This window comes from Umboniibacter marinipuniceus (genome assembly GCF_003688415.1).
Taxonomy (GTDB): Bacteria; Pseudomonadota; Gammaproteobacteria; order Pseudomonadales; family DSM-25080; genus Umboniibacter; species Umboniibacter marinipuniceus.
Genome location: NZ_REFJ01000004.1, coordinates 202,835 through 218,293, shown reverse-complemented (window position 1 = coordinate 218,293; position 15,459 = coordinate 202,835). Strand labels below are relative to the sequence as shown.

General features: G+C 49.6%; 15 protein-coding genes. 9 read left to right on the top strand and 6 right to left on the bottom strand.

Features of this window, described 5'->3' with window-relative positions; translation table 11 throughout:
* The first annotated feature begins 1 nt into the window (after position 1).
* The 4 genes from murA to hisC are packed head-to-tail and all read left to right on the top strand — an operon-like array spanning position 2 to position 4,302.
* Positions 2-1,261 carry a UDP-N-acetylglucosamine 1-carboxyvinyltransferase gene (gene murA, locus DFR27_RS09305; protein ID WP_121877192.1) on the top strand — a complete coding sequence of 420 codons (1,260 nt, stop codon included), beginning with the start codon at positions 2-4 and terminating at the stop codon, positions 1,259-1,261.
* A gap of 27 nt (positions 1,262-1,288) precedes the next feature.
* On the top strand, positions 1,289-1,918 hold the full coding sequence (hisG, locus tag DFR27_RS09300; protein ID WP_121877191.1) for an ATP phosphoribosyltransferase: 630 nt from the start codon (positions 1,289-1,291) through the stop codon (positions 1,916-1,918).
* Between the two features lie 2 nt (positions 1,919-1,920).
* The gene (gene hisD / locus DFR27_RS09295) at positions 1,921-3,219 is read left to right on the top strand and encodes a histidinol dehydrogenase (protein WP_121877190.1); all 1,299 of its coding nucleotides are present in this window, start codon (positions 1,921-1,923) and stop codon (positions 3,217-3,219) included.
* Positions 3,220-3,222: 3 nt separating this feature from the next.
* Positions 3,223-4,302 carry a histidinol-phosphate transaminase gene (hisC, locus tag DFR27_RS09290; RefSeq protein ID WP_121877189.1) on the top strand — a complete coding sequence of 360 codons (1,080 nt, stop codon included), beginning with the start codon at positions 3,223-3,225 and terminating at the stop codon, positions 4,300-4,302.
* Positions 4,303-4,325: 23 nt separating this feature from the next.
* Here hisC and DFR27_RS09285 read toward each other — a convergent pair whose 3' ends face one another.
* Positions 4,326-5,018, bottom strand: coding sequence for a response regulator (locus DFR27_RS09285; RefSeq protein WP_121877188.1), 693 nt, complete (start codon positions 5,016-5,018; stop codon positions 4,326-4,328).
* A 36-nt stretch (positions 5,019-5,054) separates the two neighbouring features.
* Between DFR27_RS09285 and DFR27_RS09280 the strand changes: the two genes are divergently transcribed.
* Together DFR27_RS09280 and gpmA are read left to right on the top strand one after the other, a co-directional pair.
* Positions 5,055-5,708, top strand: a complete 654-nt coding sequence (locus tag DFR27_RS09280) for a hypothetical protein (RefSeq protein WP_121877187.1) — start codon at positions 5,055-5,057, stop codon at positions 5,706-5,708.
* Between the two features lie 171 nt (positions 5,709-5,879).
* The gene (gpmA, locus tag DFR27_RS09275) at positions 5,880-6,626 is read left to right on the top strand and encodes a 2,3-diphosphoglycerate-dependent phosphoglycerate mutase (RefSeq protein WP_121877186.1); all 747 of its coding nucleotides are present in this window, start codon (positions 5,880-5,882) and stop codon (positions 6,624-6,626) included.
* A gap of 232 nt (positions 6,627-6,858) precedes the next feature.
* Here the strand turns inward: gpmA and DFR27_RS09270 are convergent, their stop codons facing one another.
* Together DFR27_RS09270 and DFR27_RS09265 are read right to left on the bottom strand one after the other, a co-directional pair.
* Positions 6,859-8,235 (bottom strand): MATE family efflux transporter, encoded by a 1,377-nt coding sequence (locus DFR27_RS09270; RefSeq protein ID WP_121877185.1) that lies wholly within the window; start codon positions 8,233-8,235, stop codon positions 6,859-6,861.
* Between the two features lie 43 nt (positions 8,236-8,278).
* Positions 8,279-8,875: a 2-hydroxychromene-2-carboxylate isomerase gene (locus DFR27_RS09265; RefSeq protein WP_170150830.1), complete on the bottom strand. Its 597-nt coding sequence runs from the start codon at positions 8,873-8,875 to the stop codon at positions 8,279-8,281.
* Between the two features lie 174 nt (positions 8,876-9,049).
* Here DFR27_RS09265 and DFR27_RS09260 point away from each other — a divergent pair, with 174 nt between their 5' ends.
* On the top strand, positions 9,050-10,516 hold the full coding sequence (locus DFR27_RS09260; RefSeq protein ID WP_121877183.1) for an aminoacyl-histidine dipeptidase: 1,467 nt from the start codon (positions 9,050-9,052) through the stop codon (positions 10,514-10,516).
* Here the strand turns inward: DFR27_RS09260 and rarD are convergent, their stop codons facing one another.
* A complete protein-coding gene (gene rarD, locus DFR27_RS09255; RefSeq protein ID WP_121877182.1) occupies positions 10,517-11,413 on the bottom strand; it encodes an EamA family transporter RarD in 897 nt (298 codons plus the stop codon).
* An 85-nt stretch (positions 11,414-11,498) separates the two neighbouring features.
* Between rarD and DFR27_RS09250 the strand changes: the two genes are divergently transcribed.
* Both DFR27_RS09250 and DFR27_RS09245 read left to right on the top strand, forming a co-directional pair.
* Entirely contained in the window at positions 11,499-11,981 is a 483-nt protein-coding gene (locus DFR27_RS09250; RefSeq protein WP_121877181.1) for a GAF domain-containing protein, read from the top strand.
* Positions 11,982-11,990: 9 nt separating this feature from the next.
* Positions 11,991-12,773 carry an alpha/beta hydrolase gene (locus tag DFR27_RS09245; protein WP_121877180.1) on the top strand — a complete coding sequence of 261 codons (783 nt, stop codon included), beginning with the start codon at positions 11,991-11,993 and terminating at the stop codon, positions 12,771-12,773.
* Positions 12,774-12,921: 148 nt separating this feature from the next.
* Here DFR27_RS09245 and DFR27_RS09240 read toward each other — a convergent pair whose 3' ends face one another.
* Together DFR27_RS09240 and aceK are read right to left on the bottom strand one after the other, a co-directional pair.
* Positions 12,922-13,536 carry a Yip1 family protein gene (locus tag DFR27_RS09240; protein ID WP_121877179.1) on the bottom strand — a complete coding sequence of 205 codons (615 nt, stop codon included), beginning with the start codon at positions 13,534-13,536 and terminating at the stop codon, positions 12,922-12,924.
* Positions 13,537-13,641: 105 nt separating this feature from the next.
* A complete protein-coding gene (gene aceK, locus DFR27_RS09235; protein WP_121877178.1) occupies positions 13,642-15,375 on the bottom strand; it encodes a bifunctional isocitrate dehydrogenase kinase/phosphatase in 1,734 nt (577 codons plus the stop codon).
* Between the last annotated feature and the right edge of the window lie 84 nt (positions 15,376-15,459).

The window sequence follows — 15,459 nt, the reverse complement described above, 5'->3', positions numbered from 1 at the left end:
TATGGATAAGTTTAAGGTTTATGGACCAACAAAGATTGCGGGAACAGTAGCGGTATCGGGAGCTAAAAATGCGGCGTTGCCCATCATGGCTGCGGCACTGCTGCCCAATGGCGCGCTGACCTTAAGCAACGTTCCTCAGTTAAATGACATCCGAACCCTTGCTAAGCTCATAGAGTGCCTAGGTGCTCGGGTGGAGTTGGACGGGAATGTCGCCAAAGTGGATGCCACAGCAGTCGATAAAATAGTCGCGCCCTATGAGCTGGTAAAAACCATGCGAGCAAGCATTCTGGTGTTAGGGCCGCTGCTTGCGCGTCTTGGTAAGGCCGAAGTTTCCTTCCCGGGTGGCTGCGCAATCGGCAGCAGACCTGTAGATCTGCATCTTAAGGGATTCGAAGCTATGGGTGCAAAGATTGATATCCGAGATGGCTATATTGTTGCCGAGGCGCCCGCCCAGGGCTTGAAGGGTGCGGATATTCATTTTGATGTGGTGTCCGTTGGCGCCACGGAAAATCTGGTAATGGCTGCTACGCTGGCTAACGGTCGAACCATTCTTCGTAATGCTGCACGAGAACCTGAAGTCGTCGACCTGTGCCATTTCTTAAATGCGATGGGTGCTCAGGTGAGTGGCATTGGTACCGAAACGCTCGTTATCGATGGCGTTGAGGCGCTGCATGGCTGTGAATATCGAGTTGTTGCTGATCGTATCGAGGCGGGAACCTTTCTCGTGGCTGCGGCCGCAACACGTGGCAGTATTACCTTGCTAGATGCAGCACCTGAAACCATGGATGTCGTGTTATTCAAGCTGCGCGAAGCTGGGGCAGATATCCAGATAGACGGCACCACCATCCATCTGACTATGAACAACAAGCGGCCGAAGGCGGTAAGCTTCGTCACCGCGCCTCATCCAGAGTTTCCCACCGATATGCAGTCGCAATTTTTGGCGATGAATGCGGTGGCGGAAGGTACTGCAGAGGTAGTTGAAACTATCTTTGAAAACCGCCTCGTAGCAGCGCAAGAAATGAATCGAATGGGCGCTCAAATTCTGCTCGAGTCAAATACCGCTAAGGTCACTGGGGTTGAATCACTGAGTGCAGCGCCAGTGATGGCTACGGACTTGCGAGCGTCGGCGAGTTTAGTCATCGCAGGTTTATTAGCCAGCGGCGAAACCTTAATCGATCGTATTTATCACATCGACCGTGGTTATGAATCGATTGAAACAAAATTTGCTCAGCTCGGAGCACGCGTAGAACGCATCAAATAATTTGATGCGTTCATTACTGGGGGATAAATGAGCACCATTACAATTGCCTTGACCAAAGGCCGGATTCTTAAAGAAACGCTACCTCTTCTTGCCAAAGCTGGCATTGAGCCTATCGAAGATATTTACACCAGTAGAAAGTTAGTCTTTGCTACCAACCGCCCTGATATCCAATTATTGATACTTCGCGGTGTTGACGTACCAACCTATGTCCGCTTTGGTAGTGCCGATATCGGTATCTCGGGTAAAGATATTTTATTAGAAATCGACAATAGTGATTTCTATGAACCGCTTGATTTAGGGATTGCGACTTGCGATTTGATGACGGCGGCAAAAAAAGGTTCGGCAGTTCAAACTGGACGCATTCGCGTGGCTACAAAATACCTCAAGGTAGCGGAACAATTCTACGCTGAGCAGGGCCGCCAGGTAGATCTTATCAAGCTCTACGGAGCAATGGAGTTGGCGCCAATTTTGGATTTGGCGGACGAGATTGTCGATATCGTGGATACCGGGAACACCCTCAAGGCTAACGGCCTAGAACCCCGCGAGTTTATTTGCCATGTCAGTTCCCGAGTGATTGTTAATCGTGCCTCGATGAAAACGAAGCATAGAGCCGTTACTGCCATTATCGATGCATTGCGCGAGGCTATTACTCAGTGAACATGAAGATCAAGCAACTAGATAGTGCTCAGGACAACTTTCAAGCTCAACTGGCTGATCTTTTAGCGTGGGAAGCCACGAATGACGATCAGTTAGACCTCGCGGTGCGAAATATTATTAGTTCGGTTCGAAGAGACGGGGATGAGGCGCTGATTGCCTTGAGTAATCAATTCGACAATACCGATTTTACTGATGCCAGTAGTTTCGAGATCCCTATGGCTGTCTGCCACGACGCACTCGCTAATTTGGATGATCAGGTTCGCGCGGCGCTTGAGTTGGCGGCTGAGCGAATTCGTACTTATCATGGTCATCAACTTGCAGAGAGTTGGACCATCACCGACGACTATGGCAGCTCACTTGGACAGCAAGTAACGCCGCTGGAGCGCGTGGGTATCTACGTTCCGGGAGGCAAGGCTTCCTACCCCTCATCGGTGCTTATGAATGCCTTGCCGGCCCAGGTTGCCGGGGTGGACGAAATCATCATGGTGAGTCCAACACCTAGCGGTGAGCTAAATCCGCTGGTGATGGCTGCCGCTGCACTAGCCGGAGTGAGCCGCTTCTTTGCCATTGGTGGTGCGCAGGCCGTGGCGGCACTTTGTTATGGCACCGCTACGGTTCCGAAGGTTGATAAAATTGTTGGCCCAGGAAACCGCTTTGTTGCCGCTGCCAAACGTCAGGTATTCGGCCGTGTTGGTTTGGATATGATTGCAGGGCCTTCGGAAATTTTAATCATTGCTGATGAGACGGTTTCTCCGCAGTGGTTAGCGGCCGATCTTTTCGCTCAAGCTGAGCACGATGAATTGGCGCAATCCATACTTATCAGCCCGAACCCCGAAGTGTTATCGGCGGTCCAACAGGCGTTGAATGAGCTCATTGATACCATGCCTCGCCAAGCTATTATTCGCGCCTCAATTGAAGGGCGTGGAGCTTTGATTCAGGTAGCCTCACTCAACGAAGCCGTGGAGTTGGCGAATCAAATAGCGGCCGAACATTTAGAACTCGCCTTTAAAAACGCCGATCAATGGGTGTCGAAAATCCGTCATGCTGGAGCGATTTTTGTTGGCGGCTATACGCCTGAAGCTTTCGGAGATTACTGCGCAGGACCTAATCACGTCCTGCCAACATCGGGTACGGCACGCTTTTCGTCACCGCTGGGAGTTTATGACTTTCAGAAGCGAAGTTCTGTGATTAATGTGAGTGCCGATGGCGCTAAGATTTTAGCGGATTGTGCCGGCTTACTGGCCGACCACGAATCGCTTTCCGCTCACGCGCTCTCCGCGCGACTGAGAAAAGAGGGTTAAGTCGTGTCGCGAATAAAACGAGTTATCCGCCCGGAATTGTTGGCGCAATCTGCTTATCATGTACAGAGTAGCCAGGGTTTGCTGAAGCTTGACGCCATGGAGAGCCCATTCAAACTGAGCGGCGAATTGTTGCAGCAATGGCTGCAAGCCATCTCGAGTACTTCATTAAATCGCTACCCAGACCCAACAGCGGGCAAGGCAGCGAAGCGATTCGCCGAGGTTTTTGCTTTGGCCGAGGATGAGGGGATTTTGTTTGGTAATGGCTCCGATGAGTTGTTGCAGATACTCATCCAAGCCGTTGCCGCCGATGGCACTAAGGTGCTGGCACCGTCGCCATCATTTGTGATGTATGAGACGCTGTGCCTTTGGAATCGTATTGAATTTGTTGGTGTGGATCTGAACGCTGATTTTTCTTTGAATATGCCGGCAATGTTGGAGCAGATAAACACCCATCAACCGGCGCTTATTTTCTTGGCGCAGCCTAATAACCCAACGGCTAACAACTGGGCCGTAGAAGATCTTCAGGCTATTGTTGAGTGTGCAGAGGGACTCGTTGTTATTGATGAGGCTTATTATGCCTACAGTGACCGCCATCACCTTGAGTGGATTCGCCGTTACGATAACGTCGTCATTGTGCGAACGTTATCAAAGCAGGGCTTTGCAGGAATCCGTTTGGGAATGCTTATTGCTAAGCAAGCGTGGTTGGATGAGTTCAATAAAGTCCGCATGCCCTACAATATCAATGTGCTCACTCAAGCAACGGCTGAGTTTGTAGCCGATGCCTGGGAACCTTTAGGTCTTGAAGCAGGGCAGCTTGCCGAAAATCGCCAGGAGTTAAGTGATTCACTCGTTGAACTTGGTCTTGAGGTTTTCCCGTCACAGGCCAACTTTTTAGTGGTGCGAACAGCTCACGAGGGCGCTTTACTTTGTAATGAGCTGAAGGCGCGCGGGGTGCTGATTAAAAACCTCTGTGGCACTCACCCGCTGTTCAAACATTGTGTCCGTATCACGGTTTCTAGTATTTCCGATAACACTCTGTTGTTGTCGGCGATTGAAAGTAGTTTGGAGAATTTGACCTCCTAAACTAATCGTTGGCGTAGACATCCTCAGCTGCGCCAGCGATAGCCCTGTGCATAGATTGTCTCGATAGCGCTGAAGTCTGAATCAAGTAGCTCAAACTTACCGCGAATGCGTTTAATGTAAGAGGTGATGGTTGCGTCATCAACGGTCATATTAGCCGCATACATCAGGGCGTCTTTTGACTTAACGTGTCCAGGTCTTTCCGCAAGTGCCTTCACTAAATAAAATTCGGGCACTTTTAAGTCAACAAGCTGGTCTTGCCACCAAACCTGAAGGCTTTTATCGTTGATTCGTAAACTGCCAACCGTAATCTCATCGCTAGTATCGGACTGACCCTGAGCAAGAATTTCGAAACGTTGGATAAGGTTTCTAACTCTTACTCTGAGATGTTCAAGACCAATGTCTTTGGTTAAGTAATCATCGGCACCCAAATGAAGACCGGCTACTTTGTCGAAGTCGCTATCTCGGTGAGTAAGAAAAATGATGGGGATTGTTGGAGCGCTATCGCGTAATTTTCGCAGCAGTTGAAAGCCTCCATCGCGTTCGTCGTCTAGGCCAACATCCAGCATAATTAGATTCGGCAATTCATCTAGAATCCCCGCTTCGGCGGTTTGGCGATTAGGATAGTGAACAACTTTGAAGCCATCCTGTTCAAATAAATCGCGATAATTGCTGGCAAGCGTTGGTTCGTCCTCGACGATGGCGATGGTCTTAGCCATAATGAATCTCCCTGAATGACCAATTAAGAGGCTGCGATGAAAATTGCCTATGGAATCATTTTTAGACTGTTATTACTGATAGCGGTGATCTGGCAACTTACCAATCTCTCCGATGGTATCACGATAAATGCCGTGCTCGTATTGCTAATTTTTCTGGTGCCTGAATGCCAATTACAATGGGCAAGGCGCTTCGCCACAGCCCCTATTCTAACTGAGAAATCACCCATTGCGATGCTTGTGCTGGGGCTCTTGTACATGGGAGTACTCCTAACCACGGATGAGACCTATACGGGAACTGTACCCAGTATTGTTGCCATATTGGGCTATGTACTCTTTGTTAAGTGGGTGCAGAGTGTGCAGTTTAACGGCCCGCTGAACAAAACGTTAGCGTTACCGGAATTTCTGCAAGGCTATCGACAGGTTTGGATCTTACACGGCCCGTCTAATGCCTATGATTGGCCAATATGGCGCGCAGTGGCTAGCGCTGAAGATGTTGCACTGTTGTGCGTTAACGCTGGTAGCTGGTCTTCAGAGCGAGTCCGCGATGACGAAGCGGTGCAGCAGTTCATTAAGCAGTTAGGCGGTGATAGTTTTCCGCCGGGTGGCGGCATGCGGTTGGACATCGAAGCAGGTCGCATCACCAACGTAGTACGTGAGGCTAGCAAGCGGGTGCGACCGAGCTTATCGTAAACTGGGGCTGTGTTTAGCGAAATTTAGTTGCTGATATTGTCATGCGAATTTAGTTACCCATATTGTCACGAGATATAGTCACTATGCCTATAATTCAGTCACGCCAAGGTCGTATATCGTTGTAAGTCACGCTATACTGCGGCGCATCTCAACATGCACGGGAGCAGTTACATGTATCAGTTGGTTTTGGTTCGTCACGGTCAAAGTACTTGGAATAAAGAAAATCGTTTTACTGGCTGGAAAGATGTCCCGCTATCAGAGCGCGGATTGGACGAAGCTAAGAAAGCGGGCCAGATGCTAAAGGCAAAGGGTATCGAGTTCGATACGGTTTTTACTTCCGTGTTGCGCCGTGCAATTATCACTTCGAACAATATCCTTGAAGAGATGGACCTAAGCTGGCTTCCAGTTCAGCGTAATTATCGTCTTAATGAACGTCATTACGGCGGTCTCCAGGGACTTGATAAATCTGAAACGGCGGCAAAGCATGGCGAAGAGCAGGTACTGATCTGGCGTCGTAGTTTTGATACCCCACCTCCAGCAATGTCAGTAGATGACCCTGAGCACCCATGTAATGATCCTCGCTATGCAGGCCTTGACGCTCGCGCATTACCGAATGCGGAAAGCCTAAAGTGCACTATCGATCGAGTTTTACCCTATTGGCATGATGCCATTGCCCCGGCTTTGAAAGCCGGGAAGAAGCCACTAGTTGTTGCTCACGGCAACAGCCTTCGTGCCTTGGTTAAGTACCTTGAGAACTATTCCGATGAAGCGATAATGGGCATCAATATTCCAACCGGAATGCCGTTGTTGTACACCTTAGACGAAAACTTCCAGGTAGTGTCTAGTGAGTATGTTGGTGATCCTGAAGAGGTTGCTAAGCTGATGGCAGAAGTTGCCGCGCAGGGTAAAGCCAAGTAAGTTTCAAACACTGAAATGCTTGACGAGAAAAGGGCTGCCATGAGGTAGCCCTTTTTTGTTGGGCTAGCGGGCTAACTGAGTCACCAGTCCGTAGTTAGCATTCGGCATTCGACATTCAGCATTCAGCATTCAGTAGTCGGTAGTCGGTAGTCGGTAGTCGGTAGTCGGTAGTCGGTAGTCGGAATTTGCGAGTGATGACTCGTGAGCCAAAGTGCTGCAGTGCCGAGCAATCTCAGCCCTGATAGTATTCAGTACCACTCACACGATATTTCTTTGAGACCCTATTTAGTCTGGAGATCAAAAGTAGCCCTGCAGCCGTTAGGCCGGCAACGAAGCCCATCCAGAAGCCGCTGGCCTCCCAGGATGTCCCAGTGATATTCCCAAGGCTGAGTGACCAACTTACGGTAAAGCCCACTCCCCAGTAACTGAGAATCTGAATCACCATGGGGATTCGGGTGTCTTTATAACCACGTAGTGCGCCCACCGAAATGATCTGTACCGCATCGATAATTTGGAATGCCGCCGAGAAAAATAGTAGATTACGCGCAATGGTGAGTACCGTTGGATCGCTGGTGTAAAGGGCAACGATGCCGTCCTTAAACACCAAGGTTGCCGTGGCTGTAATAACGGCAATAGAGCAGCTCATTGCAATGGTGAGAAAGCTAGCGTAGCGAGCTTGGTCTAGGTCTCCCTGGCCAATCAGATGCCCAACGCGAATGCAAATTGCCATGCTCATCCCGTAGGGAATCATGAAGATCATACTCGCCATGTTTAGCGCAATCTGGTGAGCTGCTACGGTGTCTGAGCCGAAGGGAACCAACAGAATAGCGACTACAGCAAAGAAGCTGACCTCGGCACAAAAACCGATGCTTGAAGGGAGGCCTACTTTGACAATGTCAGCGATTGTTTGCCGATGAGGGCCTTCCGCTTTCAGGGTGTCCCAGATGTGGTCATAGCTCTTGCTGAAACGGAGATGAACCAGTAGGCCTAAACCGGTTAGCCAGTATATGGTGGCGGTAGCGATGCCGCAGCCAATACCGCCAAAACCTTCACTATCACCCACACCAAATACCAACACATAGTCCAGCACGATATTGGCGAAGAAGGCCAGAATGTTCACAATCATCGGCGCTTTGGTGTGTCCATTCGCTTCGCAGAAGCATCTAAGTACGGTAGCAAAAGCTAGGCCGGGCACGCCGAAGGCAATGGCAAAGAGGTAGCCATCGGTCACGCGATCTACTTCTGGCGCCTCGCTAAAATCAAAGAGCTGAGGGAGAAGCCAGTAGATCATGGCAATAATGACCACGGAACTAAAAATGCCTAACCAGCAGCCCTGCACAAGTTTGCGACCGAGTAAACGCCAATCCGAAGCGCCGAAGGCTTGCGCCATAAACGGTGATACGCCCGATAGTACACCCAGCAGAAGAACTAAGAGTGGATGCCAGAGTCCTGCCGCCACGGCAATACCTGCCAGGTCATCAGTACCATACTGACCGGCCATGAAAGTATCGGTGACCGACATACCAATGAGGGCCACCTGAGAGATGATAAGGGGGATGCCGAGGTGAAACAGCCGTTTCCCTTCGGTAATCGCTTTGATTCGAGGCACGTTGTTCTCTTAAACGTCAATCTTAGGTGAAGGGATTATAGATTTAGAATGGCGAGCGCGCGCCAAGTAATTCGTCGATAACCCAAATACGGTCTTGGCCAAAAAGCATTTCGCCGTTGGCGAACATAGTTGGTGCGCCAAAGATACCTCTACCTATAGCGGCCTGTGTTGCAGAATCCAGTTGATCACCGTAATGGTCATCTTTTGCGTCATCAACCCATTTGCTAGGAAGATCACTTGCCTCGAGCACCTGCTTGAAAACTGATTCGTCGGCTAAGTTCTTGCCGTCGCTCCACATGGCTTCGAAGAGGGCGTGGGTATACTCCGCCAAGGCGCTATTTTCTTTGGCAACGAAGGCCGCTTTCATGATGAGCTTGGTGTCTATAGGAAAATGCGGATTGAGCGTGAAGTTAACACGATAGCGATTGGCATAACGATCAATATCACGGCGCAGATACTTGGCTTTGGCCGCTACTTTTCCGGGAGATAGATTGCCGGTTTCATTGAAGACGTCAGCCAGTGCTACCGGCATAAGAATAAGCTGAGCATCATATTCGCTGACAAGCTGATTGAGTCGGTGCCAAGCTAGATAGCTAAATGGGCTGGCGATATCGTAGTAAAATTCGATTTGTTGACTCATGATTATCCCTCTTAAGTGGAGCTTGTCTAACTGTAGCATGTTACTGCTAATCCCTCGTTGGTGCCAACGATTAAGCGCATGGTGTTGTGGTAATTTACATCGGCAGTGTTACGGATTTTGTCTGTCAGCGTATTCACGCTAAAATGGTGTTTTTAGTAATGGGATACTAACTCCGTGACAGCGCTTGTTGATGTACAACTTCAGCCAGAGAAAATCTGGTCATTCTTTGCCGAACTCACTCAAATTCCTCGTCCGTCTAAGCACGAGCAAGCCGTTATTGACTGGATCGTGGCTTTTGCCGAGGCGCGAGAGCTAGCTTGGGAACAGGATAGTATTGGCAATGTAATTGTTCGTAAGTCGGCGATGCCGGGCTGCGAACATCTTCAAACGGCAATTCTACAGAGCCATATTGATATGGTCCCGCAGAAAAACGCGGAGACTAAGCATGACTTCCTTGTTGACCCCATTAAAGCCTACGTTGACGGTGATTGGGTAAAAGCTGACGGCACCACGCTAGGCGCCGACAATGGTATGGGTGTGGCGGCGATGATGGCGGTGCTGGATGCCAGCGACATCCAGCATGGACCCATTGAGGCGCTGTTTACTATTGATGAAGAAGCGGGAATGACCGGGGCGATGAACTTAGATCCCGGTATGCTTAAGGGCAGCCTGCTGTTCAACCTTGACACCGAAGATGATGGCGAGCTGTATGTGGGCTGTGCCGGTGGCGTAGATGTGAATGTGGATTTTGATTACGAGCCCCTTGAGGTGCCGGCAGACGTTAACGCCTGGCAGCTCTCTGTCAAAGGACTGTTGGGTGGGCATTCAGGGGTGGACATTCATCTTACTCGAGGTAATGCCAATAAGCTCTTGAATCGGGTTATCCGCAAGCTTCTTCAAGCAGGAATTGAGCTGAATGTTGCTGATATTAAGGGTGGTAGTCTTCGTAATGCAATTGCTCGCGAAGCTTTCGCGACCTTGCTAGTCCCAGATTTTCAGGAAGATGAGCTGATTACGGTATTGGATGAAATCGCCGAGGAAATCGCCGCCGAATGGCAACTGGCAGAGCCTAATCTGTCAATTACCGTGGTCCCCACGAAATCACCCGCTGACTATATCCCACTCGATGATATCCTGAGGTTGCTTCGAGCCATTGATGCTACGCCACACGGCGTGACGAAGATGAGCGTGAGTTTGCCGGGGATTGTGGAAACCTCTAACAATTTGGGTGTTATTCGCGCTGGCAAATCAAAGATTAAGGTACGCTGTTTGGTTCGCAGTCTAATGGACTCAGCTCGCGACGAATTCTGTGAAGAGGTGGCGGCAGGGTTCTATCTGGCTGGGGCCAACGTTAGTTTCACGGGGGCTTATCCAGGCTGGGCGCCAAAGATGGATTCGCCGTTGCTGAAGGCAATGAGCGACACCCACGAAGACCTGTTTGGTTTTGCTCCAAAGGTAAAGGTCATTCATGCGGGACTTGAGTGTGGCATATTGGGAGCCATCTATCCGAATTGGGATATGATTAGTTTCGGCCCAACTATTCGAGGAGCTCACTCGCCCGATGAGCGAGTGGAGATTGCGGCAGTAGCGCGTTTCTGGGATTTACTCAAAGCGGCGCTGGAGCGAGTACCCGCAGCCTGATTAGCCATGATCGCTCCGGCGAGCTGAGTTAGCTCGTCGTAGTGAGTCGATGCTGTAGAACACTAAGCCCGTCCAAATACAGGCAAAGGTGAGGAGCATGCTGACGCTCAAAGTTTCTCCGTAAACCAAAATGGCCAACAGGAAGGTCATAGAGGGCGCAACGTATTGGAAGAAGCTTAATACCGTGAAAGGCATGCGGTTTGCGGCCGCGGTGAATAGCAGTAATGGCACCGCCGTTAGCACGCCAGCTAGGGGCAGCAGCCAAGTCGCCGAAGTAGATTGGCCAAAGACCATGTCACCCGAGTGGAAAAGATAGCCTAAATAGCCAATGGCTAAAGGCAGCATCAGTAAGGTTTCCACGAACAGCCCCACTCTCGCCTCAACGGGCCGTTTCTTCTTAATGATCCCGTAGCCACCGAAGCTCAGTGCCAACACAAGTGTGACCCAAGGTAGGTAACCAACCTGAAAGATTTGAATACTCACGCCAACAAAGGCTAGCGCGAAGGCGAGCCATTGGATAGGGCGCATTCGCTCCCCGAGTAACAGCATGGCTAGGAAACAATTGATGATTGGATTGATGTAGTAGCCGAGGCTGGTTTCAAGAATTCGACCGTCATTCACAGCCCAAATGAACACCAGCCAGTTTAGGGCGATAAACGCGGAGCTACCCATTAGCCACTTTAGCGTCTTCCAATCACTCAAAGCTCGCCAAACCTGTCGCCATTCTTTGACAATGCTGGCGATGATGGCCAAAAAGATTACGCTCCACACCACACGGTGAGCTAAGATTTCAAGCGCGCCAGTGTCCGCAATCCACTTAAAGTAGACGGGTAACAACCCCCATAATAGGTAGGCTCCGAATGCGGCAATTACACCTTGTTTGTTGGCATTGACCATTTACAATTGTTCCAAAAGCTGAGTTTGGCAGTGTAATTGCCAAGATGCGTTTAACCAACCTTAATCCTATCATTTAGAGGTAAATGTGAATAAGTCCGAGCAGTATCAAGAAACGCTAAGAAGAATCCAAGCCGTTTGTGCCGGCGAGACGGACCTGATAGCACTGCTGTCCACCATTTGCTGCGAGCTCCATCAGAGCTTTGATTACTACCACTGGACTGGGTTTTATCGCACGGTAGCGCCTCAGCAATTGAAGGTGGGCCCATACCAAGGCGGACACGGCTGCCTTGATATTCACTTTGATCGGGGGATTTGCGGCGCGGCGGCCAAACAAGCCGAAACCCAACTTGTTGAAGATGTCCACGCTCGTGCTGACCATATTGCCTGCGCCTCAACAACGAACTCTGAAATCGTGGTGCCGGTAACGAATCAGAACGGCCAAGTGATAGCCGTGTTAGATGTAGATTCAGATGATCCAGCCGCTTTTGATGAAATCGATCAACAGTATCTAGAGCAGCTTTGCCAGTGGATTGGTGAGCTATTGGGCACGCGAGAGTATCTCATTTAGGGAGGAGTCATGAGTCTTTACCACGCCAGATGGCAAGCGGAAAAGCCGGTTAGCCAATTATTGATAGTACACGGAGTTGGCGAGCATATTCATCGCTACGAAGCGCTTGCTAAGAAGCTTAACCAAGCGGGTATCTCCGTTTACGGCTTTGACCAGCTTGGTCATGGTCGTTCTGAGGGCGCTCGGGGTCATATTAATAGTTGGCGTGACTATCGTGATCCAGTTGAAGCCACCGTTAAAGCGTTGAAAGACGAATCGGATTTGCCGCTGTTTGTTTGGGGGCACTCTATGGGAAGCCTGGTAGTCTTGGACTGGTGGCTGTCGTCAACGCAAACAATAAACGGCCTTGTGGTCAGCGGAACCCTGTTGGCGGCTAAAGCAAGCTGGTGGCGGATTGCTGCGGCTAAACTGCTGTCATCAATCACCCCTAAGCTCAGTTTGCCGTTGGGCCTCTCGGCTGAGGAAATATCAACTCAGAAGGAAGTGGTGAGTGATTACCTCGCAGACCCCTTAGTTCATGGAATAGTTTCCGCTAGGTGGGGTAATGAACTACTAAAAACTTTGGCTGAGGTGAACACCCAATTATCACTAATTGATGTGCCTACTTTGATAGGCCATGGCGCCGATGATGCGATCAACGAGGTGGAGTCGTCTTATCGCTTATCTTCGTCGGTGGCAGGTCAGAAACAATTAGAGGTATACCCTGGCGTGCGGCATGAGGTACACAATGATAGCTCACGCGAACACTGGCAAGAGCAGCTAGTGAATTGGTGTACTAGGGCTCATAAGTGAAGCGCGTTGGTGTTGGGTGTTAGTCCAGATAGTAAAGACGAAAAAAAGGCGCAGTGAATAAATCGTTGCGCCAAACAGAGAGAAGTTAAATTTGTGTAACAAGGACTCCACCTAAGGAGTCCAAAGTTGAATTACTGTTACCTGCTACCTACGAAGGCATACTGGTATATTCCGGTCCAATACCAATACTCCAAACAATCACACTAGCTACCTTCATGATAACGAGGAGCACCAAGCCCACCGTCATCACGGAAGACGAGAACATGAACGCACGTTCTTTGGGGATTTTCATGAGAATTGGCATGCCCTCGTAACAGAGGTAGACCGCCCAGGCGATACCGGCTATGGCCACCGTTGCGCAGAGCCAGAGGTGTGGGTAAACAAAAACGAGGCCAGACAGAAAGACGGGCGTCATCAGGAATACTGCCATGGTCATTCCTCTACCGGTTTCCATCTCTTTTTCGGCAAAGGTCTCGGTCATCCAATTAATGAATTCACCTAACATGTATACCACGCCTAAATTGGCGACGTATGAAACCGCTGCTAAACTCGCGGCGCTCTCTTGGGTGAGGTACATGTGATTACCATTGAATGCCCAGCCAATTTCAGTCACGCCATAGAACGTTGCTAAGACGGGGATCAATGCAAGAATTGGGACGTGTGTTAAGAACACGCTGAGTTTGTTTTCTTTTTCACTGCGAATCTGAGCCCATTCTTGATCTGGATGGGTCAGGATGCCTACAGTGTGATTTAACAGCTTCATAGGTCACTCCTCGATGTTATTAGCTCTATATTTAAAGACTAGTTCAAAAAACGAGGAGTGCGAGGTGAAATAACATGAAAAAAATTGTGGTTTTTACGGGGCTGATTAGCGCGCTTTGATCTCCGGGTAAAATCGTTGAGCAACTCGATACGGATAGACATAGCTACTCTCGCCGTCGCGAATTCGTCGCTGTATTTCCTGCCAGGTCTGCCGTTGATAAAGGTCGGAATGAAACGCCTCGAAGGCTTTTTTGGCATGAGGGTTACCGCTGAAGAAATAGCTGAACTCCTCAGGAAATACGTCATTCTCGCCTACTGAATACCACGGAGCCGATGACATCTCGTCGCGAGCATTTCGCGGTGGCGGGATATCGCGGAAGTTACACTCATCCAAAAAGCAAATTTCATCATAATCGTAAAAAATGACTCGACCGTGGCGTGTCACCCCAAAATTTTTAAGTAACATGTCTCCTGGGAAGATATTCGCACCGGCAATTTCGCGAATCGCGTTACCGTAATCTTCCATGGCGTTGTTGATGGCGTCAACGGGCTGGCTATTTACAAACAGGTTGAGCGGTTCCATCCGCCTCTCAATGTAAAGATGTTTAATTAAGACTCGGTTATCTTTGAGCTCTACGGTTGCTGCGCATTCACGCAGGAGCTCCGCCAGACAGTCAGGGTCGAATTCCTGCTGTTCGAACCAGAAATTATTAAACTCCTGCGTATCGGCCATTCGGCCCGCTCGATCATGACGGCTAACCAAACGATATTTTGCTTTGACCTGCGCTCGCGTCACGGATTTTGGTGGACGAAAGCGGTCCTTGATGATTTTAAAGACCACATCGTAACTTTCTAAGGTGAACACACTCATTACCATCCCGCGAGTACCAGCCGCCATCACGAGCTGGTCATCTGACGTTTCACTATGACCGACGAAATTACGGACGAACTCAGTTTTGCCGTGCTTAATGAAGCCGAGGCTAGTGTAGAGCTCGTAGCGGTGCTTTTCGGGCATAATTGTATGCAAAAAATTTACGTAGGCTTGTGGAATTGGGGCATCAACCATGAAGTGAGAGCGGGTAAAACTAAAGATAACACTAACATCGTCAGAATTGATGATCGCCGCGTCGACAAAGACACCTTCACTAGGGATGTTCGAGATGGGAAGCACCAGCGGGGTAATTGCATCGCCATGAAGAATTCGCCCCACTAGGTAAGCGCCTTTGTTGCGGTAGAAAACCGACTTGAGTACCTGCACCTCGATATTGGCAAGCGACGTTGTGAGCTGAGGCTGCAACTGTGATTCCAGTGCTTTGGCGATATGCTGTGCGTCGTTTTCTAGGTGTCGCCATGCGACGCTAAACTGATATCTATCTAATAGGTTGATAGCTAACTCGAGAAAGCTATTTTGCTGACGGAACCGATTAAATACGCGTGCGCTGACGTCACGATTTTTCTCGCCTTCACCCTCAACAAATAAATACTGATTGTCATAGCGTTCGAAGCTAAACCAATTACTGTAAACGGAATTGTAAAAGGTCTGGGTGATATTGCGGTTATCATGATCTTCTATCATCTGCGCAAACTCACGCTTAACATCGGCCCAGAGCGCTTGATTATGCAACGCTTCATCGGCTACCAGTCTCAGCTTCGAGGCAGCCTTTTCAATGCCCGCTCGGTACACATCGGCACGATGCTTTTGCGCGTCGGCAGCAGCTTGCCAATCGGCCTGTTCGAAACGTTCGCGTGCGCCTAGGGTCACGCGGTTATGATCTTCAATAGCGGCTTCGAAGCCATTTAAAATGGCGGTAGCGATTCGGGTAGCAGTAAACTTAAGCATGATCTTGGATTCTGTTAAAGGTGATTGTTTCCACTTTAGCTTGTTATACTCATGACAACTTAGCAACCATAATAAGAAAAACCT